Source organism: Lelliottia sp. GFLA7, from assembly GCF_056490165.1.
In genome coordinates this window covers 125,927-146,194 of the sequence record NZ_JBWLAQ010000003.1, presented here as the reverse complement: position 1 = coordinate 146,194, position 20,268 = coordinate 125,927, and the positions used below count along the sequence as shown (strand labels likewise).

Here is a 20,268-nt window from a genome sequence, read left to right as displayed (position 1 = left end):
CCTGAGTTCAGCCAGCTAAACGCGCCAGCAAGGAATTACCTGATGAGGAAACAGCACTGATGCGTGCCTCACGCCCTTGAGCCTGGTAATCTAAGTGAATTTCGACGTCCGGGTCAGGCAACACACCCGCACCTTGTTGCGGCCACTCCACCAGGCAAATGGCGTCGTTGGCAAAATAGTCACGGATCCCCATAAATTCGAGCTCCTCAGGGTCCGCAAGACGGTAAAGATCGAAGTGGTACACCATCAGATTGTCGAGGGTATAGGGTTCAACCAGCGTATAAGTCGGGCTTTTCACGTTCCCTTTATGGCCCAGGGCCTGCAAAAATCCCCGGCTAAACGTTGTTTTACCCGCACCCAAATCGCCATACAAATAAATGACGGTCGCGCCCTCACAGGCCAGCGCCAGGCGCTTGCCAAGATCCAAAGTTGCCTGCTCGTCGGGTAAAGCCATCACTCGATTAGTCATTTTCTACGTCAATCACATCTGGGTTAACAACACGCCGCAGCGTGTCAAAAAGATCGGTGGCCAGCATACCGCGCGTTCCGTAGCGAACCGCGAGCTTATCTGCTGCCGCACCGTGGACCACGCAGCCTACACTGGCTGCTTCGTAAGGGTTGAAATGTTGTCCTAGCAACGCGCCGATAATACCGGAGAGCACATCGCCCATTCCGCCACTCGCCATTCCCGCATTGCCCGCGTCAATAATGCTGAGCGCGCCAGACTCACAGGCCACAATCGTGCCCGCCCCTTTTAAAACTGCAACACCTCCGTAACGTTTTACCAGACGCTGCGCAGAAAGTAAGCGATCGTTTTCAATTTCTGCGACGCTGCAGCTAAGCAGCCGCGCGGCCTCGCCGGGGTGTGGCGTCAGGATGCGATTGTGACGTTTATCAGGGTTGATTGCCAGAAGGTTAAGCGCGTCGGCATCCCACAGCATCGGTTTACGACAATTCTCGACCTTTTGTAGCGCGTTCTTGCCCCACGCTTGTTGCCCCAACCCTGGACCAATGACCACCACATCGGCCCACTCCAGGCTTGCATCAAGGGATTCTGGCGTCAGTTCATGAGCCATCAGTTCAGGGCGAGCGGTAATAATGGGAAGGATATTGTCGATGCGCGTCAGCACGCGTACCAGGCCGGCTCCCGCACGCAGCGCGGCTTCTCCAGTCATGCGAATCGCACCCGCAGTGCCATGATCGCCGCCAATAATCACCAGCTTGCCGTGATCGCCTTTGTTCGATGTGCGGCGGCGCGGCGGCAGCAACGCCTCAAGTTGATTCGCATCCAGGCGTGCGATGGGCGGTTCTTGTCCGGCGAGCCAGCTTTCAAGCCCCAGCGCATGGTGATGCAGTTTTCCCACCACATCGCGCGCTTTGCCGGTCAGTAATCCAGGCTTGAGCGCAATAAACGTGACCGTAAGCTTTGCGTGAATCACCGCTCCCGGCGTCGCACCCGTCTGGGCAATCAGGCCCGACGGAATATCCAGCGCAATAACAGGAGCCGGATAGGCATTCGCTTTATCGATAAGCGTTGCAATATTTTCGCGTGGAGCCAGCCTGAGCCCCGTCCCCAGCAGTCCATCAACAATCAGATCAATCCCTTCTGGCCAGCTGATATCGGCGGCATGAATCTCCCCACCCGCATTCAGCCACGCCTCACGCGCTTCGCTCGCCTCTTCTGGCAGCGGTTTTTCACTTTCGATGGCCAGCAGCGTGGCGCGCAGGCCAGCAGCAACGGCCAGACGCGCGACCACATAACCGTCGCCACCGTTGTTGCCGTGCCCGCACAAAATAAGCCAGTGTTTTGCCTCAGGACACGTTTCTCGCGCCACGGAAAACGCCGCCTCGCCCGCACGGAGCATCAGTTCATACAGCGTGATACCCAGGCTATCTGCGGCCTCTTTTTCAGCGCGACGGAGGTCATCCGCAGGCCAAATGGAATGTGGTATACTGATGGGGTTTTTCTTCATTGTATGGTCCGTCATGTCACAGCCCCTCGATCTCAATCAGTTAGCGCAAAACATTAAACAGTGGGGCGCTGAGCTTGGCTTCCAGAAAGTCGGTATCACCGATACCGATCTTTCCGCGAGCGAGCCAAAACTGCAGGCCTGGCTGGACAAACAGTACCACGGCGAAATGGAGTGGATGGCGCGCCACGGTATGATGCGCGCGCGCCCTCATGAGCTATTGCCGGGTACCTTGCGCGTTATCAGCGTTCGCATGAACTATCTCCCCGCCAACGCGGCGTTTGCCCGCACGCTGAAAGATCCGTCGCTGGGTTATGTCAGCCGTTACGCCCTGGGGCGTGACTACCACAAACTTCTGCGTAACCGCCTAAAAAAACTGGGGGAAACCATCCAGGAACATTGTGGCTCGCTGAATTTTAGACCGTTTGTCGACTCTGCGCCTATTCTTGAGCGCCCGATAGCCGAAAAAGCAGGCCTGGGATGGACAGGTAAGCACTCACTTATCCTAAGCCGTGATGCAGGTTCGTTTTTTTTCCTGGGCGAGCTACTAATTGATTTACCGCTGCCCGTGGATGGTCCGGTTGAAGAAGGTTGCGGGCGCTGCGTGGCATGCATGACGATTTGCCCGACGGGTGCGATTGTTGAGCCTTATACCGTTGATGCGCGCCGCTGCATCTCGTATCTCACCATCGAACTGGAAGGGGCCATCCCGGAAGCGTTTCGTCCTCTTATCGGCAACCGCATTTACGGTTGCGACGATTGCCAGCTGATTTGCCCGTGGAATCGCTACTCGCAGCTGACAGATGAAGACGATTTCAGCCCGCGTAAAGCCCTGCACGCTCCGAAACTCATTGAGTTATTTGCCTGGGACGAAGCTTATTTCTTGCGGATAACGGAAGGGTCTGCGATTCGACGCATTGGTCATCTGCGCTGGCTGCGAAATATTGCCGTTGCATTAGGAAACGCCTCCTGGGATGAAGCGAATATCACAGCGCTGGAAAAGCGCAGAGGTGAGCACCCACTTCTTGATGAGCACATAGAATGGGCGATTGCGCAGCAAATTGAGAAGCGAAATGCCTGCGTGGTTGAGGTGCAATTACCGAAGAAACAGCGACTGGTCAGAGTGATCGAAAAAGGGCTTATCCGCGACGCCTGATATATTCACAGGCTGTGAATAAAATTACCAAACCAGATACCATCAGGCTTTGCAAACAGGTCAAGTGATCTGGATAGCATTTTGAAACTAAATTTTATTGATATTATTCATACAGTTAAAAAATAACCCTTCACCGTGCGAAGCGTTTGGTCGTTTCGCTAAGGCGGTATTAACTGTGGATAACTCTGTTTACAAGAATATTTCAAATACAATAGAAAATGTCCCCAACGAAGGAATTCGCTGTGGATAATCTGGAGATTGGAGAAGAATTTGGAGCGGGAAACGAGACTCGAACTCGCGACCCCGACCTTGGCAAGGTCGTGCTCTACCAACTGAGCTATTCCCGCTTAATCTTTGTCTTTCAAGCCGCCACTGCGTTGACCGCCTTGCTGCAACTTGAAATCCTGCGATTGGTGGTGCGTATCTTGCGATACTTTTCAAATTTGGAGCGGGAAACGAGACTCGAACTCGCGACCCCGACCTTGGCAAGGTCGTGCTCTACCAACTGAGCTATTCCCGCATAATCTTCGTCTTTCAAGACGCCACTTCGTTAGCCGCGACCCGAAATACTGCGATTAAATTTGATGCTTCGTAACGCGTAATTCTCTGTCGTTACGGGAGGCGCATTATACGAGAAATCCTTTTAGCTGCAACCCCCCTGAAAGCGATTTTTTAAAAATCACGTTCAAGTGATTAATTAATCGGCAAGCTGGACAATTTAACGGCAAATACCCGGCCGCGCAAGCGTACCGGGCATAAAAATCAAAGCTTAATGAAATTCTCGCGGTAAAACGCCAGTTCGGCCACTGACTCGCGAATGTCATCCATTGCCTGATGCGTTCCCTGCTTCTTAAAGCCGTCTAAAATTTCCGGCTTCCAACGACGCGCCAGCTCTTTGAGCGTGCTCACGTCCAGATAACGGTAATGGAAATACGCCTCCAGCTCCGGCATGTACTTAAACAGGAAGCGGCGGTCTTGCCCAATGCTGTTACCGCAAATCGGCGATTTGCCCGCTGGAATCCACTGCTTCAGGAATTCAATCGTTGCCAGCTCCGCTTCGCGATCGCCTTGGGTGCTGGCTTTCACTCGCTCCACCAGCCCACTGCCGGTATGCGTCCGCACGTTCCAGTCATCCATCAGCGCCAGTTGCGCGTCGGACTGATGCACCGCAATCGTCGGGCCTTCAGCCAGGATATTCAGGTTCGCATCGGTCACCAGCGTCGCGATTTCAATGATGCGATCGCGCTCGGGATCAAGGCCGGTCATTTCCAGATCGATCCAAATCAGGTTGTTTTCATCTGCGCTCATGTTATTTTCCACCCTTCTCGCATAACCGGCTGTAGCAGGTTAACTAGTATTAATTAGTGTGTATCATAGAGGTTTTGCCCGTTATGGGCGACCAGGAGCCAGCACGATTGAGTAAAAATAAACTCTCCAAAGGGCAACAGCGCCGCGTAAATGCCAACCATGAACGCCGTCTTAAGACCACTTCGGAGAAACCCGATTACGACGACAACCTGTTTGGCGAAGCAACAGAAGGCATGGTCATTAGCCGTTTCGGCATGCATGCTGACGTAGAAGCCGCCGACGGTGGCGTTCACCGCTGCAACATCCGCCGCACCATCCGATCGCTGGTGACCGGCGACCGCGTCGTTTGGCGACCGGGAAAAGCAGCCGCTGAAGGCGTCAGAGTAAAAGGCATCGTCGAAGCGGTTCATGAGCGCACATCGGTGCTCAATCGTCCTGATTTTTACGACGGCGTTAAACCTATCGCCGCCAATATTAATCAGATCGTGATTGTTTCGGCGATTTTACCCGAACTTTCGCTCAATATTATCGACCGCTATCTTGTTGCCTGCGAAACGCTTGAAGTCGAACCACTGATCGTTCTGAACAAAATCGATCTGCTTGATGACGAAGGCATGCGTTTTGTGAATGAGCAGATGGATATCTACCGTAAGATTGGCTATCGCGTGCTGATGGTGTCGAGCCATAAGAAAGATGGCCTGAAGCCGCTTGAAGAAGCGCTGACAGACCGTATCAGCATTTTTGCGGGCCAGTCTGGCGTGGGTAAATCCAGCCTGCTGAACAACCTGCTGGGGTTACAGGAAGAGATCCTCACCAACGATGTGTCGGACAACTCGGGTCTGGGCCAGCACACCACCACGGCTTCTCGCCTGTATCATTTCCCCCACGGCGGCGATGTAATCGACTCCCCCGGCGTTCGTGAATTTGGTCTGTGGCATCTTGAACCGGAACAAATCTTCAACGGATTTGTCGAATTCCATGAGTATTTAGGCGCTTGTAAATACCGCGACTGCAAACACGACAATGATCCTGGCTGCGCCATTCGTCAGGCGGTTGAAGAAGGCAAAATCGCGGCAACGCGCTTCTACAATTATCACCACATTCTCGAAAGCATGGATCAGGTAAAAACACGTAAAAACTTTTCTGATTCTGATAACTGACAACTAAGCTAAGCGTCGCTAAAATCGTCCCCTTTTTTCAGGTTCCGGCTGCGTTAAGCCGGATCAGGAACGACAAAACAATGGCCTGGAGGCTACCTTGTTAAACTCATTTAAACTTTCGCTTCAATACATTCTGCCGAAACTATGGCTCACCCGCCTGGCGGGTTGGGGCGCGAGCAAACGAGCGGGCTGGCTGACGAAGCTGGTTATCGATCTGTTCGTTAAATACTACAAGGTCGATATGAAAGAAGCGCAGAAGCCGGATACTGCCAGCTATCGCTCCTTTAACGATTTTTTCGTGCGCCCACTGCGTGATGAAGTTCGCCCGCTGAATACCGATCCCAACGTGCTGGTGATGCCTGCTGACGGCGTGATCAGCCAGCTCGGCAAGATTGAAGAAGACAAAATCCTGCAGGCCAAAGGCCACGACTACAGCATGGAAGCCCTGCTGGCAGGAAACTATCTGATGGCGGATCTGTTCCGTAACGGCTCGTTTGTGACCACTTACCTGTCGCCGCGTGACTATCACCGCGTACATATGCCGTGCAACGGTATCCTACGCGAAATGATCTATGTGCCAGGCGACCTGTTCTCCGTGAATCATCTGACCGCGCAGAACGTGCCGAATCTGTTCGCCCGTAACGAGCGCGTCATCTGCCTGTTTGATACTGAATTCGGTCCGATGGCCCAGATTCTGGTGGGTGCGACGATTGTGGGCAGCATTGAAACCGTTTGGGCTGGAACGATTACCCCACCGCGTGAAGGCGTTATCAAACGCTGGACATGGCCGGCTGGCGAAAGCGAAGGGTCAATCGCCCTGCTGAAAGGCCAGGAAATGGGTCGGTTCAAACTCGGTTCAACAGTGATTAACCTGTTCGCACCGGGCAAAGTTAACCTGGTAGAGTCGCTGAAAAGCCTGTCCGTGACTAAGATTGGTCAACCGCTGGCCATCTCTACCGAAACCTTCGTGACACCGGATGCAGAACCTGCGCCGCTGGCAGAAGAAGAGATCAAAGCTGAACACGACGCCAGCCCGCTGGTTGACGACAGTAAAGACCCAGTCTAAAACATACGCACACCCTTCAGGCTGCCCTGAGCCAACCGCCAGCAGGCAGCCTGAAGCAAAAAATGTATGAAGGAATCGCTGACGTGCGCCTGATAATTATTTTTCTGATGGCCTGGTGCCTCAGTGTGGGGGCGTATGCAGCAACAGTCCCCGACGCCAAACAAATCACCCAGGAACTGGAACAGGCTAAAGCGGCAAAACCCGCTCAGCCCGAGACCGTTGAGTCGCTCCAGGCCGCCCTGAATGCGCTTGAAGAACGTCAAGGCTCTCTTGAGCGTGCGCAGCAGTATCAACAAGTTATTGATAACTTCCCTAAACTCTCGCAAACGTTACGTTCACAGCTGACGAATCTGCGCGATGAGCCGCGTGACGCACCATTGAGTATGACGTCCGACGCCCTGAATCAGGAAATCCTGCAGGTCAGCAGCCAGTTGCTGGAAAAAAGCCGTCAGGCGCAGCAGGAACAAGAGCGCGCCCGCGAAATCGCGGATTCCCTGAGCCAACTGCCGCAACAGCAAACCGATGCCCGTCGCCAGCTCAATGAAATTGAACGCCGGATCGGGACGCAGCCGAGTAACACCCCGCAAAATCTCAGTTTGCAGGCGGAATCAGCCAAACTAAAAGCCCAGGTTGATGAGCTTGAGCTCGCCCAACTGTCGGCCAATAACCGTCAGGAACTGGCGCGTATGCGTTCAGAACTGGCGCAAAAGCAGAGCCAGCAACTTGATGCCTATCTGCAAGCTCTGCGCAATCAGTTGAACAGCCAACGCCAGCGTGAAGCCGAGCGCGCGCTGGAGAGCACCGAACTGCTGGCGGAAAACAGCGAAAACCTGCCTGCGGGCATCGTCGATCAGTTCAAAATTAACCGTGAGCTTTCTGCTGCGCTTAACCAACAGGCTCAGCGTATGGATCTGGTGGCGTCTCAACAGCGCCAGGCCACTAATCAGACGCTGCAGGTGCGTCAGGCCCTGAACACGTTGCGTGAGCAATCGCAGTGGCTCGGCTCATCGAATTTACTCGGTGAAGCCTTGCGTGCGCAGGTTTCGCGTCTGCCGGAAATGCCAAAGCCGCAGCAGCTCGACACCGAAATGGCGCAATTGCGCGTTCAGCGTCTGCGTTTTGAAGATCTGCTCAATAAACAGCCGCAAATTCGCCAGCTTAAGCAGGCGGATGGTAAGCCGTTGACCAGCGAGCAAAACCGCATTCTGGAAGCGCAACTGCGTACCCAACGCGAACTGCTGAACTCGCTGTTACAGGGCGGTGATACGCTCATTCTCGAACTCACCAAGCTGAAAGTCTCCAATAGTCAGCTTGAAGACGCGCTGAAGGAAGTCAACGAGGCGACGCATCGCTATCTGTTCTGGACCTCCGATGTTCGGCCCATGACCTTCTCCTGGCCCATTGATATCGTGCAGGATCTGCGTCGTTTGATTTCGCTGGATACGTTTGGTCAGGTGGGCAAAGCGAGCGTGATGATTCTCACCAGCAAAGAGACCATCTTCCCGCTGATGGGCGCACTGATCCTGGTGGGGTTTAGTATTTACTCGCGCAGGCATTTCACCCGCTTCCTGGAACGTTCCAGCTCCCGCGTGGGTAAAGTGACGCAGGACCACTTCTGGCTCACGCTGCGCACCGTTTTCTGGTCGATTCTGGTGGCATCACCGCTGCCGGTTCTGTGGATGACGCTGGGCTATGGCCTGCGAGAAGCATGGCCATATCCGCTCGCCGTGGCGATTGGCGATGGCGTAACCGCCACGGTTCCGCTGCTATGGGTGGTGATGATTTGCGCCACTTTTGCCCGTCCCAATGGCCTGTTTATCACCCACTTCTCCTGGCCGCGCCAACGTGTGTCGCGCGCGATGCGCTATTACCTGTTGAGCATCGGACTGATTGTGCCGCTGATTATGGCGCTGATTATGTTCGATAATCTTAACGACCGTGAATTTTCCGGCTCGCTCGGACGGCTGTGCTTTATGCTGATCTGCGGCGCGCTGGCCATGGTCACTCTGAGCCTCAAACGCGCGGGCATTCCACTGTATGTCGATAAAACTGGCAGCGGCGACAACATGGTGAACCGCATGCTGTGGAACCTGCTGCTCAGCGCCCCGCTGGCGGCAATTCTGGCCGCTGCCGTGGGGTATCTCGCCACCGCGCAGGCGCTGCTGGCCCGTCTGGAAACGTCGGTCGCGATCTGGTTCCTGCTGCTGGTGGTGTATCACGTCATTCGCCGCTGGATGCTGATTCAGCGCCGCCGACTGGCGTTCGATCGCGCCAAGCATCGCCGAGCTGAAATTCTTGCCCAACGTGCGCGTGGTGAAGAAGATCCGCACAGCACTAGCAGTACAGAAGGCAATATGGATGTCGATGAAGTCGAGCTGGATCTTGACGCCATCAGTACCCAGTCCTTGCGGCTGGTGCGATCCATCCTGATGCTGATCGCGCTGTTGTCGGTCATCGTTCTGTGGTCGGAAATCCACTCGGCGTTCGGCTTCCTGGAGAACATTTCGCTGTGGGATGCCACCTCGACCGTTCAGGGTGTCGAAAGCATTGAACCGATAACGCTGGGTGCGGTGCTGATAGCGATTCTGGTCCTGATTATCACCACCCAACTGGTGCGAAACTTCCCTGCCTTGCTGGAACTGGCGCTGTTGCAGCATCTGGATTTAACCCCCGGCACCGGGTACGCCATCACCACCATCACTAAATATCTGATCCTGCTGTTTGGCGCGCTGATGGGCTTTTCGATGATAGGTATTGAATGGTCTAAGCTGCAATGGCTGGTTGCCGCGCTGGGTGTCGGGTTGGGCTTTGGCTTGCAGGAGATCTTCGCCAACTTTATTTCGGGCCTGATCATTCTGTTCGAGAAACCGATTCGTATTGGCGATACCGTGACGATCCGCGATCTGACCGGCAGCATTACCAAGATCAACACCCGCGCCACGACGATCAGCGACTGGGATCGCAAAGAGATCATCGTGCCGAACAAAGCGTTTATCACCGAACAGTTTATCAACTGGTCGCTTTCCGATTCCGTGACGCGCGTGGTGCTCACCGTGCCTGCGCCATCGGACGCCAACAGCGAAGAGGTGACGCAGATTCTGTACACGGCGGCGGAGCGCTGTTCGCTGGTGATTGATAATCCGGCACCGGAAGTGTTCCTGGTAGATTTACAGCAGGGGATTCAGATTTTCGAGCTGCGTATCTACGCCGCTGAGATGGGGCACCGTATGCCGCTGCGTCACGAAATCCATCAGCTGATTCTGGCTGGCTTCCGTGAACACGGGATTGATATGCCGTTCCCACCGTTCCAGATGCGTCTGGAAACACTCGATGGACGTAAAACGGGTAGAACACTGTCGTCGGCAACGCGTAAGCGCACGGCGGGGAGTTTGTAATACCGCGTTAACCCTCTCTCATTGGGAGAGGGTTAACGTACTGTCATGCGCGATCGACCGTAAAAGCAATCACATCCGCCAGTTGCTCAGCCCCGAGCGCCAGCATCACCAGACGATCGACGCCCAATGCCACGCCGGAGCTATCCGGAAGACCGGCTTTTAATGCTTCCAGTAAATTCGTATCAATAGGCTGCTGCGGCAATCCGCGTGCGGCGCGCTTGCGGTTATCCTGATCAAAGCGCTGCTGCTGCTCGCGGGCATCCGTCAGTTCGTGGAAACCATTCGCCAGCTCAATACCTTTGTAATACACCTCAAACCGCTCGGCGACGCGGTGATCTTCGGTGCTGATCTGCGCCAGCGACGCCTGGCTTGCCGGGAAGTGATAAACAAAAGTCGGGCGATCTTTGCCAATGTGGGGTTCAACACCAAAAGCAAACAGCAGCTGCAATAAGGTATCGCGGTCTTCTTCCGTGTCCGCGACATTGCTGAGATCCAGCTTTGCCGCCGCTTCACGCAGCTGTATTTTGTCCGCCGACAGCGGATCGATTTCCAGATGACGCTGGAAGGCCTGCTGATAAGAGAGCGTTTCTGCCCCTGCGCAATCCAGCACCTGTTGCAGCAAGTCGTCCACTTCGTTCATCAGACGATACATGTCGTAATGCGGGCGATACCACTCCAGCATGGTGAATTCCGGATTGTGGTGACGGCCCATCTCTTCATTGCGGAAGCTGCGACACAGCTGATAAACCGGCCCACAGCCCGCCGCCAGCAGGCGCTTCATGTGATATTCCGGGCTGGTCATCATGTAGAGGTTCATCCCCTGCGAGTGGCCAGGCCCCACGAAACGGGTTTCAAACGGCACCAGATGAATATCGGTTACCGTCGCCTGGCTCATGCACGGCGTTTCCACCTCCAGTACGCCACGGTCAGCAAAGAAACGACGGATTTCCGTCATAATTGCCGCGCGTTTTAACAGGTTTGGGATGGATGCGCTCGGCTGCCAGGTGGCCGTTTCGCTCATGAGAATTTCTCCGATTTCAGACAAGGGCACGAAGTCTACTCGTTAGCGTCGGGAGTGACAAATTTTGCACACTAAATTCTCTCGATTCAGCCGACCGTGTGATTTCGTGACGCAATTCATCAATTGAGATGATAAATCGGCGCACAGAACAGCAAAAAAATCGAACACGTCAAATTTCCCCGACATCCATACGGTTATACTGTTTTACCCATAAAGGAGCAGTGGAATCTCTTTCGCAATCGCCCTCGGGCAGGTGAACACCGTTAAGGCATTCGCGTTGCGGAATAACAAAAATCTGGAGGAATGTCGTGCACACTTTTCAAGCCGATCTGGTCGTTATAGGCGCTGGCGGTGCGGGATTACGCGCTGCTATTGCTGCAGCGCAGGCTAATCCGAATGCTAAAATCGCGCTGATTTCAAAAGTCTATCCGATGCGCAGCCACACGGTTGCCGCAGAAGGAGGATCCGCCGCCGTCGCGCAGGATCATGACAGCTTCGAATACCATTTCCACGACACGGTGGCCGGTGGCGACTGGCTGTGCGAACAGGATGTCGTTGACTACTTCGTTCATCATTGTCCAACCGAAATGACGCAACTGGAACAGTGGGGATGCCCGTGGAGCCGCCGTGAAGATGGCAGCGTCAACGTGCGCCGTTTCGGCGGCATGAAAATCGAACGCACGTGGTTTGCCGCCGACAAAACCGGCTTCCACATGCTGCACACCCTGTTCCAGACATCCCTCCAGTTCCCACAAATTCAACGCTTCGATGAACACTTCGTCTTGGATATTCTGGTCGATGACGGTCAGGCGCGCGGTCTGGTGGCGATGAACATGATGGAAGGCACCCTGATGCAGATCCGCGCAAATGCCGTGGTGATGGCAACCGGCGGTGCGGGTCGTGTTTACCGTTACAACACCAACGGCGGGATTGTCACCGGCGACGGAATGGGCATGGCGTTACGTCACGGCGTTCCGCTGCGCGATATGGAATTTGTGCAGTATCACCCAACCGGCCTGCCGGGTTCCGGCATTCTGATGACGGAAGGCTGCCGCGGTGAAGGCGGAATTCTGGTCAATAAAGATGGCTATCGCTATCTGCAGGATTACGGCATGGGCCCAGAAACCCCGCTTGGCGAACCGAGAAACAAATATATGGAACTCGGCCCGCGCGACAAAGTATCCCAGGCGTTCTGGCACGAGTGGCGCAAAGGCAACACCATTTCGACGCCGCGCGGTGATGTGGTTTATCTCGATCTGCGTCATCTTGGTGAGAAGAAATTGCTGGAACGACTGCCGTTCATTTGTGAACTGGCAAAAGCCTACGTCGGTGTCGATCCGGTAAAAGAGCCGATTCCTGTCCGTCCAACCGCGCACTACACCATGGGCGGTATCGAAACCAATCAGGAGTGCGAAACCCACATTAAAGGGCTGTTTGCCGTCGGCGAATGTTCTTCTGTCGGACTGCACGGCGCGAACCGCCTCGGCTCTAACTCGCTGGCAGAGCTGGTGGTCTTTGGCCGCATGGCCGGCGAAAAAGCCGTTGAGCGCGCGGCGACAGTCGGCGAAGCCAACGGTGCTGCACTGGACGCACAGGTCGCTGATGTTGAGAAGCGCCTGAAAGCGCTTCTCAATCAGGAAGGCAACGAGAACTGGTCGAAGATCCGCGATGAAATGGGTCTGTCGATGGAGGAAGGTTGCGGTATCTACCGTACGCCGGAGCTGATGCAAAAAACGGTTGATAAGCTGGCGGAACTGCAGGAGCGCTTCAAGCGCGTGCGTATTACCGATACGTCCAGCGTGTTTAACACCGATCTGCTCTACACCATTGAGCTGGGCCACGGCCTGAACGTCGCCGAATGTATGGCGCACTCTGCCCTGGCACGTAAAGAGTCGCGCGGCGCGCATCAGCGTCTGGACGAAGGGTGCACCGAGCGTGACGATGTCAATTTCCTCAAGCACACCCTCGCTTATCGCGACGCAGACGGTACCACTCGTCTGGACTACAGCGATGTAAAGATCACCACGCTGCCACCGGCGAAACGTGTTTACGGTGCAGAAGCGGAAGAAGCCGACAAAAAGGAGACGGCAAATGGCTGAGATGCAAACGCTGAAAATTGAAGTGGTGCGCTACAACCCGGAAGTGGACGCCGCACCGCACAGCGCATTCTATGAAGTGCCTTATGACGAGCAAACGTCCCTGCTGGATGCCCTCGGGTACATCAAAGATAACCTGGCTCCGGACCTGAGCTACCGCTGGTCTTGCCGCATGGCGATCTGCGGTTCCTGCGGCATGATGGTCAATAAAGTGCCGAAGCTGGCGTGCAAAACCTTCCTGCGTGAATACACGAAAGGCATCAAGGTCGAAGCGCTGGGCAACTTCCCAATCGAGCGCGATCTGGTGGTCGATATGACTCACTTTATCGAGAGTCTGGAAGCGATTAAGCCGTACATTATCGGTAATCCGCGTACGCCGGATCAGGGTCCAAACACCCAGACGCCTGCGCAGATGGCGAAATACCATCAGTTTTCCGGCTGTATCAACTGCGGTCTGTGCTACGCGGCCTGCCCACAATTCGGCCTGAATCCGGAGTTTATCGGCCCGGCTGCGATTACGCTGGCGCATCGCTACAACGAAGACAGCCGCGACCACGGTAAGAAAGAACGTATGGCGCAGTTGAACAGTCAGAACGGCGTGTGGAGCTGTACTTTCGTGGGCTACTGCTCCGAAGTGTGCCCGAAACATGTCGATCCGGCCGCCGCCATTCAGCAGGGTAAAGTGGAAAGCTCGAAAGACTTTCTTATCGCTACCCTGAAACCACGCTAAGGAGTGCATGATGACGACTAAACGCAAAGCCTACGTGCGGCCAATGCCGTCCACCTGGTGGAAAAAACTGCCGTTTTATCGCTTCTATATGCTGCGTGAAGGCACTGCGGTTCCGGCGGTCTGGTTCAGCCTTGAGCTGATGTATGGGGTGTTTGCCCTGAAACACGGTCCGGAAACTTGGGCGGATTTTGTCGGGTTCCTGCAAAATCCGGTGGTGTTGATCCTGAACCTGATCGTGCTGGCGGCCGCGCTGCTGCATACCAAAACCTGGTTTGAGCTGGCACCGAAGGCCGCGAACATCATTGTTAAAGGCGAAAAAATGGGACCTGAGCCGGTTATTAAAGGGCTTTGGGCGGTGACTGCAGTCGTGACTGCGGTCGTTCTGTTTGTCGCACTGTTCTGGTAAGGAGGCCTGAGTGATTAATCCAAATCCAAAGCGCTCTGACGAGCCGGTATTCTGGGGTCTGTTTGGCGCAGGCGGAATGTGGAGCGCCATCGTCGCCCCCGTCATTATTCTGCTGGTCGCCATTTTGCTGCCGCTGGGGCTGTTCCCGGGCGAGGCACTGGGATACGAGCGTGTACTGGCATTCGCGAGCAGCTTTATTGGTCGCGTCTTTATCTTCCTGATGATTGTCCTGCCGCTGTGGCTGGGGCTGCACCGTATTCATCACGCCATGCATGATTTAAAAATCCACGTACCCAACGGCAAATGGGTATTTTACGGTCTGGCGACGATCCTGACCGTGGTAACTTTGGTGGCTATCGTCACTATCTGATATTGTGGTTCTTCATCCGGCCCGCCCTTTCCGGCGGGCTTTTTTTATGGAAGAGAATCAGATGAAAAAATCCCTTTGCGCCGTGCTGCTGCTCAGCGCGTCATGCTCTACGCTTGCCGCCCCTCACACAGACAAACAGATCGCGGATGCCGTCAATCGTATCGTGACGCCACTCATGAAAGAACAGGCGATCCCGGGCATGGCCGTCGCCGTGATTTATCAGGGAAAGACGCACTATTTTGTCTACGGTAAAGCGGATATCGCCGCGAATCAGCCAGTGACTCAGCGCACCGTGTTTGAACTGGGCTCTGTAAGCAAAACCTTCACCGGCGTTCTGGGTGGCGAAGCCATCGCACGCGGAGAGATCAAGCTTGACGATCCCGCAAGCAAATACTGGCCTGAGCTGACGGGAAAACAATGGCAAGGTATTACTCTGCTGAATCTGGCTACCTACACCGCAGGCGGTTTGCCGCTGCAGGTGCCCGATGACGTGACCGATCGGGCGGCCCTGCTGCGGTTCTACCAAAACTGGCAGCCGCAGTGGTCCCCGGGCGCAAAACGCCTGTACGCCAATGCCAGTATCGGTTTGTTTGGCATGCTGGCGGTCAAGCCATCAGGGATGGATTTTAAACAGGCGATGACCACGCGCGTATTTCAGCCGCTTCAACTGAATCACACCTGGATTAACGTCCCGGCAGCAGAAGAGAAGCATTACGCCTGGGGCTATCGTGACGGCAAACCGGTGCACGTTTCGCAAGGCATGCTTGATGCTGAAGCGTATGGCGTCAAAACGACCATTGAAGATATGGCGAGCTGGGTTCAGGCCAATATGAATCCTGCGGGCGTTAAAGATGAAATGCTAAAGCAAGGGATCGAACTGGCTCAGTCACGTTACTGGCGTATTGGTGAGATGTATCAGGGCTTAGGCTGGGAAATGTTGAACTGGCCGGTGAAAGCAAAAACCGTCGTCGACGGCAGCGACAATAAAATCGCGCTGGCACCGTTGATGGCCGTCGAGGTGAATCCCCCCGCGCCTGCTGTTAAAGCCTCGTGGGTGCACAAGACGGGTTCAACCGGCGGATTTGGGAGCTACGTCGCCTTTATTCCTGAAAAGAACATCGGCATCGTGATGCTGGCGAACAAGAGCTATCCTAACCCTGCGCGTGTCGATGCGGCGTACCGCATTCTGGCCACGTTGAAATAACCGATTTACCCACATTTTCCTTGCTGTCATCTACACTTAACAAAAAAACAGCAAGGAAATTGCTATGCGCATTTTGCCTGTTATCGCCGCGGTGACAGCCGCATTTCTCGTTGTTGCCTGTAGCTCTCCGACGCCACCTCCAGGCGTCACCGTCGTCACCCCTTTCGATTCGCAACGTTATCTTGGCAAATGGTATGAAATCGCCCGGTTTGATCACCGTTTTGAGCGAGGATTACAGCGCGTGACGGCAACCTACAGCTCCATGGATGATGGCGGAATTCAGGTGGTCAACCGGGGATATAATCCTGAGCGCGGAATGTGGCAGCAGGTGGTTGGCCAGGCCTACTTTACCGGCGATCCGAACAGAGCGGCCCTGAAAGTCTCGTTCTTCGGGCCATTCTATGGCGGCTATAACGTCATCGCGCTGGACAAAGAATATCGCCATGCGTTGGTATGCGGGCCAGATCGCGACTATTTGTGGATACTCTCTCGCACGCCGACCATTTCAGAAGAGATGAAACAGCAGATGCTTGCTGTCGCGACCCGGCAAGGGTTTGATGTCTCGAAATTAATGTGGATTGAACAGCCGCATTAGTGCGTGCTGATTTTCAACCCGATAATTCCTGCCACGATTAACGCGAGGCTGGCGATACGCGCCGGGCTCGCGGACTCTCCCAACAGCAGAATGCCGGTGATCGCCGCGCCGACCGCGCCAATGCCCGTCCAGACAGCATAAGCGGTCCCCACGGGCAGCGTTCGCATCGCCCACGAGAGTAGCGCAATGCTGACAATCATCGCCGTCACCGTAATAATGCTTGGGGTCAAACGGGTAAAACCGTGGGTGTATTTCAGGCCAATCGCCCAAACGACTTCAAGCAAACCAGCAATCAAAAGAATTATCCAGGACATATCAGGCTCCTTAACTTAAATAACAGTATGGGGCCGTCCCCGATGTTCGAAGCGCTTGCAGGTCGTCCCGCAAGGCATAAGCAGAGCGTGTATTTTCCGCACAAAGCGAATATATTTCAATCCATTTCTTAAAGACAGGTAATAGCCGGAAATAGCAGCGGTATGCAGCGGAGTTCGCTCCTTTATCACTCATCCGACTTGTTTAAGATAGGGGGTGCTTTCTGATGACAGTCAGCCTATCCCTTTGCCTGATGCGAAAACGACATGTTTAAAATTCTTTTGATTGACCGTTGTCACTTCACCCGTTCAGGGCTTGAAGCATGGCTCAATCATTCTGGTTTGTTCACTGGTGATTTTACGATAACGGGTGTGAATAACCTTTTCCTTGCAAGAGAACATATTCTTCACTGGAAACCCACGCTGGTTATCGCTGACTTAAATAGTTTTATGCAGGATATGAATGATACGCAGCAATTATCTTCGCTGTTGAATGCGAGCGAGAGGCTGCCGTTTATATTACTGCAATCCAGCGAGCAGACCGATATGTCAGGGTATATTAAGCAATACCCGCTGTGGGCCACGCTCTGCAAAAGTGCCCGGCTGGAATCGCTGGCGAGAGTCATTAACGAAGCGTTGAGCACACGTGCTCACTGCGCATCTCCGCGAGTCACGCCGCCGCTTCTGACACGACAAGAAGAAAAGGTTTTAACCCTCTGGATGGAAGGTGCCAGCAACCAGAAGATAGCCGGGCAGCTCAGTATCAACAGTAAAACGGTGTATACCTACAAACGAAATATCCGTGTGAAACTGCATATGGATACGCGTTTTTCACCGTTCTTATCCCTTCAGGCAGTGCAAAGCTGACGGTACGGCAATCGTTCGTATTCCGTACCGTCGGATATCACACTGCTTAGTTCTGCGCTTTAGTCGCCGCGCCAGAAATTGCGCTACCGCCGTCCGAAATATCCTGACCCACGCCGCGCGTGGTATTACAGGCGGTCAACACCGAAGAAAGCACCAGAACAGAAAAGATCGCTGCAATTGTTTTCTTAACCATAATATCTTCCTTTTATAGCCAATGTTATTTGTGTATAGCTACTTAAGGATAGACAAGATCTTGTGGTTCGACGGAAAAGGACGGATTTTTAGGAAAATTAGAAGATTTAGCTGGCGGCGTGAGAAATGGCATGACCGAGGGATTTGATGTCTTCGCCTACGCCACGCGCGGTATTGCAGCCAGACAGGATGGTGCTGGAAAGCGTCAGTATCAGCAGAATTTTAATCGTACGTTTCATCATCCCTGCCTGAATATTACAGGCGCAGCGAGCGCTGCGCCTTAAGTCTTTTACATGAATTACTTCACGCGAGATACGTATTCGCCAGAGCGGGTATCGACTTTGATGACTTCGCCAGTCTGTACGAACAGCGGTACTTTAACCACTGCACCGGTAGACAGTTTGGCTGGCTTGCCGCCAGTACCTGCAGTGTCACCCTTCAGACCTGGATCGGTTTCGATGATTTCCAGTTCTACGAAGTTTGGTGGAGTCACGGAGATTGGCTGACCGTTCCACAGAGTTACGATGCACTCTGCCTGATCCAGCAACCATTTCGCGTTTTCACCAACGGCTTTCTCATCAGCAGACAGCTGCTCAAAAGTCGTGTTATTCATGAAGTGATAAAACTCACCGTCGTTGTACAGGTAAGTAAGGTTCATATCGACCACGTCCGCGCCTTCTGCAGAGTCAGTAGATTTGAACGTTTTCTCAACGCGGGTACCGGTCAGCAGGCGACGCAGCTTAACGCGCGCAAATGCCTGGCCTTTACCTGGTTTAACGAACTCGCTAGCTTCAACCGCATACGGTTCGCCATCCATCATGATTTTAAGACCAGCACGAAAATCGTTGCTATAGTAAGTCGCCATAAGGCCCTCTGAAAATTGTTAACTGGTAGCTAAGCCACAAAATGGCGCATATTGTAACCCTAAATACCCCGTACAGAGAAGATTGGTTATCGCAACTTGCCGATGTCATCACCAGTCCTGATGAACTGCTGCGTCTGTTGAATATAGACTCTGATGAAAATATGCTGGCTGGCCGTGAGGCAAAGCGTCTTTTTGCGCTGCGCGTGCCGCGGGCATTTGTCGCGCGCATGGAGAAAGGCAACCCTAACGATCCACTTTTAAAACAGGTGCTTACATCGAAAGATGAATTTGTTACCGCACCCGGATTTAGCACCGATCCGTTAGAAGAGCAGAACAGCGTCGTGCCCGGTTTGCTGCACAAATACCGTAACCGCGCACTGCTGCTGGTGAAAGGAGGCTGCGCGGTAAATTGTCGTTATTGCTTCCGCCGCCACTTCCCGTACGCCGAAAATCCGGGTAATAAGCGCAACTGGCAGGTGGCGCTGGACTATATTGCGGCCCATCCTGAGCTGGATGAGATTATATTTTCCGGCGGCGATCCGCTCATGGCGAAGGATCACGAGCTTGACTGGCTGCTTACGCAGTTGGAAGCGATACCGCATATTAAGCGCTTACGTATTCACAGCCGTTTGCCGATTGTCATCCCCGCGCGTATTACTGACCGCCTGGTTTCCCGCTTTGCAGCGTCCCCTTTGCAAATTCTGTTGGTTAATCATATTAACCATGCAAATGAGATCGATGAGACGTTCCGCTCTGCGATGACGCGTCTGCGTAACGCGGGCGTGACGCTGTTGAATCAAAGCGTGCTGCTGCGCGGCGTGAATGATAACGCTCAGACACTTGCTGACCTGAGCAACGCGCTGTTTGACGCGTCGGTGATGCCCTATTACCTGCACGTGCTGGACCGAGTTCAGGGCGCGGCGCATTTCATGGTGAGCGATGAAGAAGCCCGGCAGATTGTGCGGGAGTTGTTGACGCTTGTTTCCGGCTATATGGTGCCAAAACTGGCGAGAGAAATCGGCGGTGAGCCAAGTAAAACGCCGTTAGATTTACAGCTGCGACAGAATTAATCCCCTCCCTCTCCCGATCAAAGAGGGTGACGGCTCCCACACCCATTTGTCAGAATTTGCGCCGATCCATCCCCTCTCCCGTGGGAGAGGGTTAGGGTGAGGGCATCAGAGCGCATCGATCAATTCGGGCACTTATAAACCTGACCGTTCATTGTGCTGGCGGTCGGAACAAAGCTCGACAGCACGCCCTGGGTTGGGCTGCTGACGCCATAAATCACGTTACCCCCCAACGCGGCAGCCTGATTACGTAGCGCGTTCGCCGCACCACGCATTGAACCGCCCTCATCACCGTGTTGGCCTGACATCCAGTTACTTTGTTCACCGGTCGCCGTGCCTAATAGCTGACATTCGCTGCCCGGCTTATCTTCCACAAAGCGAACGCCCTGACCACCTGCGGATAGCTCGTTACTGGAGCTACAACCCGCCAGCAGCAATGCTGCCCCTACGATCCCTGCACAGACTGTTACGCGCATGTTATTCCTCGTT

21 protein-coding genes and 2 tRNA genes are annotated in these 20,268 nt (G+C 54.1%); 12 read left to right on the top strand and 11 right to left on the bottom strand.

Translation table 11 applies throughout. The features are described 5' to 3' along the window. Positions 1-7 precede the first annotated feature (7 nt). Complete coding sequence (gene tsaE, locus AC07RN_RS10985) at positions 8-469, bottom strand: tRNA (adenosine(37)-N6)-threonylcarbamoyltransferase complex ATPase subunit type 1 TsaE (RefSeq protein ID WP_133631910.1); 462 nt, start codon at positions 467-469, stop codon at positions 8-10. After that, a complete protein-coding gene (nnr, locus tag AC07RN_RS10980) occupies positions 462-1,988 on the bottom strand; it encodes a bifunctional ADP-dependent NAD(P)H-hydrate dehydratase/NAD(P)H-hydrate epimerase (RefSeq protein ID WP_478336349.1) in 1,527 nt (508 codons plus the stop codon). Before nnr ends, tsaE begins: the two co-directional genes overlap by 8 nt. Between nnr and queG the strand changes: the two genes are divergently transcribed. Continuing rightward, a complete protein-coding gene (gene queG / locus AC07RN_RS10975) occupies positions 1,987-3,126 on the top strand; it encodes a tRNA epoxyqueuosine(34) reductase QueG (protein ID WP_478336348.1) in 1,140 nt (379 codons plus the stop codon). The two genes, nnr and queG, sit on opposite strands and share 2 nt — an antisense overlap. A 271-nt stretch (positions 3,127-3,397) precedes the next feature. On the opposite strand, the gene AC07RN_RS10970 is transcribed toward queG, so the two are convergent. From AC07RN_RS10970 to orn, 3 genes are all read right to left on the bottom strand, one after another. Further along, positions 3,398-3,473: transfer RNA gene (locus AC07RN_RS10970), tRNA-Gly, on the bottom strand. Between the two features lie 97 nt (positions 3,474-3,570). Continuing rightward, positions 3,571-3,646: transfer RNA gene (locus AC07RN_RS10965), tRNA-Gly, on the bottom strand. Between the two features lie 242 nt (positions 3,647-3,888). Further along, complete coding sequence (gene orn / locus AC07RN_RS10960) at positions 3,889-4,434, bottom strand: oligoribonuclease (protein ID WP_011915609.1); 546 nt, start codon at positions 4,432-4,434, stop codon at positions 3,889-3,891. 107 nt (positions 4,435-4,541) lie between these two features. On the opposite strand from orn, the gene rsgA reads away from it, so the two are divergent. The 3 genes from rsgA (at position 4,542) to mscM (ending at position 10,055) form a co-directional block, all read left to right on the top strand. Continuing rightward, positions 4,542-5,594: a small ribosomal subunit biogenesis GTPase RsgA gene (gene rsgA / locus AC07RN_RS10955; RefSeq protein ID WP_190275361.1), complete on the top strand. Its 1,053-nt coding sequence runs from the start codon at positions 4,542-4,544 to the stop codon at positions 5,592-5,594. Positions 5,595-5,691: 97 nt separating this feature from the next. After that, on the top strand, positions 5,692-6,660 hold the full coding sequence (gene asd, locus AC07RN_RS10950; protein ID WP_133631914.1) for an archaetidylserine decarboxylase: 969 nt from the start codon (positions 5,692-5,694) through the stop codon (positions 6,658-6,660). Positions 6,661-6,743: 83 nt separating this feature from the next. Continuing rightward, positions 6,744-10,055: a miniconductance mechanosensitive channel MscM gene (gene mscM / locus AC07RN_RS10945; RefSeq protein ID WP_478336547.1), complete on the top strand. Its 3,312-nt coding sequence runs from the start codon at positions 6,744-6,746 to the stop codon at positions 10,053-10,055. A 43-nt stretch (positions 10,056-10,098) separates the two neighbouring features. On the opposite strand, the gene epmA is transcribed toward mscM, so the two are convergent. Next, positions 10,099-11,076: an elongation factor P--(R)-beta-lysine ligase gene (epmA, locus tag AC07RN_RS10940; protein ID WP_449554869.1), complete on the bottom strand. Its 978-nt coding sequence runs from the start codon at positions 11,074-11,076 to the stop codon at positions 10,099-10,101. Between the two features lie 308 nt (positions 11,077-11,384). Here epmA and frdA point away from each other — a divergent pair, with 308 nt between their 5' ends. The 6 genes from frdA (at position 11,385) to AC07RN_RS10910 (ending at position 16,477) form a co-directional block, all read left to right on the top strand. After that, positions 11,385-13,175: a fumarate reductase (quinol) flavoprotein subunit gene (gene frdA / locus AC07RN_RS10935; protein WP_478336347.1), complete on the top strand. Its 1,791-nt coding sequence runs from the start codon at positions 11,385-11,387 to the stop codon at positions 13,173-13,175. Next, a complete protein-coding gene (frdB, locus tag AC07RN_RS10930) occupies positions 13,168-13,902 on the top strand; it encodes a fumarate reductase iron-sulfur protein (RefSeq protein ID WP_011915603.1) in 735 nt (244 codons plus the stop codon). The genes frdA and frdB overlap by 8 nt, the downstream gene beginning before the upstream one ends. Before the next feature lie 10 nt (positions 13,903-13,912). Then, complete coding sequence (gene frdC, locus AC07RN_RS10925) at positions 13,913-14,308, top strand: fumarate reductase subunit FrdC (RefSeq protein WP_011915602.1); 396 nt, start codon at positions 13,913-13,915, stop codon at positions 14,306-14,308. Between the two features lie 10 nt (positions 14,309-14,318). Continuing rightward, on the top strand, positions 14,319-14,678 hold the full coding sequence (gene frdD, locus AC07RN_RS10920; protein WP_011915601.1) for a fumarate reductase subunit FrdD: 360 nt from the start codon (positions 14,319-14,321) through the stop codon (positions 14,676-14,678). A 61-nt stretch (positions 14,679-14,739) separates the two neighbouring features. Further along, positions 14,740-15,882 (top strand): LAQ family class C beta-lactamase, encoded by a 1,143-nt coding sequence (blaLAQ, locus tag AC07RN_RS10915; protein ID WP_478336346.1) that lies wholly within the window; start codon positions 14,740-14,742, stop codon positions 15,880-15,882. 64 nt (positions 15,883-15,946) lie between these two features. Next, complete coding sequence (locus AC07RN_RS10910; protein ID WP_235134577.1) at positions 15,947-16,477, top strand: lipocalin family protein; 531 nt, start codon at positions 15,947-15,949, stop codon at positions 16,475-16,477. On the opposite strand, the gene sugE is transcribed toward AC07RN_RS10910, so the two are convergent. Continuing rightward, a complete protein-coding gene (sugE, locus tag AC07RN_RS10905) occupies positions 16,474-16,791 on the bottom strand; it encodes a quaternary ammonium compound efflux SMR transporter SugE (RefSeq protein WP_011915598.1) in 318 nt (105 codons plus the stop codon). The two genes, AC07RN_RS10910 and sugE, sit on opposite strands and share 4 nt — an antisense overlap. A 264-nt stretch (positions 16,792-17,055) precedes the next feature. Between sugE and AC07RN_RS10900 the strand changes: the two genes are divergently transcribed. After that, on the top strand, positions 17,056-17,655 hold the full coding sequence (locus AC07RN_RS10900) for a LuxR C-terminal-related transcriptional regulator (protein WP_449554871.1): 600 nt from the start codon (positions 17,056-17,058) through the stop codon (positions 17,653-17,655). A gap of 46 nt (positions 17,656-17,701) precedes the next feature. On the opposite strand, the gene ecnB is transcribed toward AC07RN_RS10900, so the two are convergent. From ecnB to efp, 3 genes are all read right to left on the bottom strand, one after another. Then, complete coding sequence (gene ecnB / locus AC07RN_RS10895; protein ID WP_011915596.1) at positions 17,702-17,848, bottom strand: lipoprotein toxin entericidin B; 147 nt, start codon at positions 17,846-17,848, stop codon at positions 17,702-17,704. Between the two features lie 106 nt (positions 17,849-17,954). Beyond that, the gene (locus tag AC07RN_RS10890; RefSeq protein ID WP_449554930.1) at positions 17,955-18,086 is read right to left on the bottom strand and encodes an entericidin A/B family lipoprotein; all 132 of its coding nucleotides are present in this window, start codon (positions 18,084-18,086) and stop codon (positions 17,955-17,957) included. Between the two features lie 59 nt (positions 18,087-18,145). Then, positions 18,146-18,712: an elongation factor P gene (efp, locus tag AC07RN_RS10885; RefSeq protein WP_011915594.1), complete on the bottom strand. Its 567-nt coding sequence runs from the start codon at positions 18,710-18,712 to the stop codon at positions 18,146-18,148. A 41-nt stretch (positions 18,713-18,753) separates the two neighbouring features. Between efp and epmB the strand changes: the two genes are divergently transcribed. Beyond that, positions 18,754-19,782 carry an EF-P beta-lysylation protein EpmB gene (epmB, locus tag AC07RN_RS10880; protein WP_478336345.1) on the top strand — a complete coding sequence of 343 codons (1,029 nt, stop codon included), beginning with the start codon at positions 18,754-18,756 and terminating at the stop codon, positions 19,780-19,782. A gap of 119 nt (positions 19,783-19,901) precedes the next feature. Here epmB and AC07RN_RS10875 read toward each other — a convergent pair whose 3' ends face one another. Then, positions 19,902-20,255, bottom strand: a complete 354-nt coding sequence (locus AC07RN_RS10875; RefSeq protein WP_011915592.1) for a DUF4156 domain-containing protein — start codon at positions 20,253-20,255, stop codon at positions 19,902-19,904. Between the last annotated feature and the right edge of the window lie 13 nt (positions 20,256-20,268).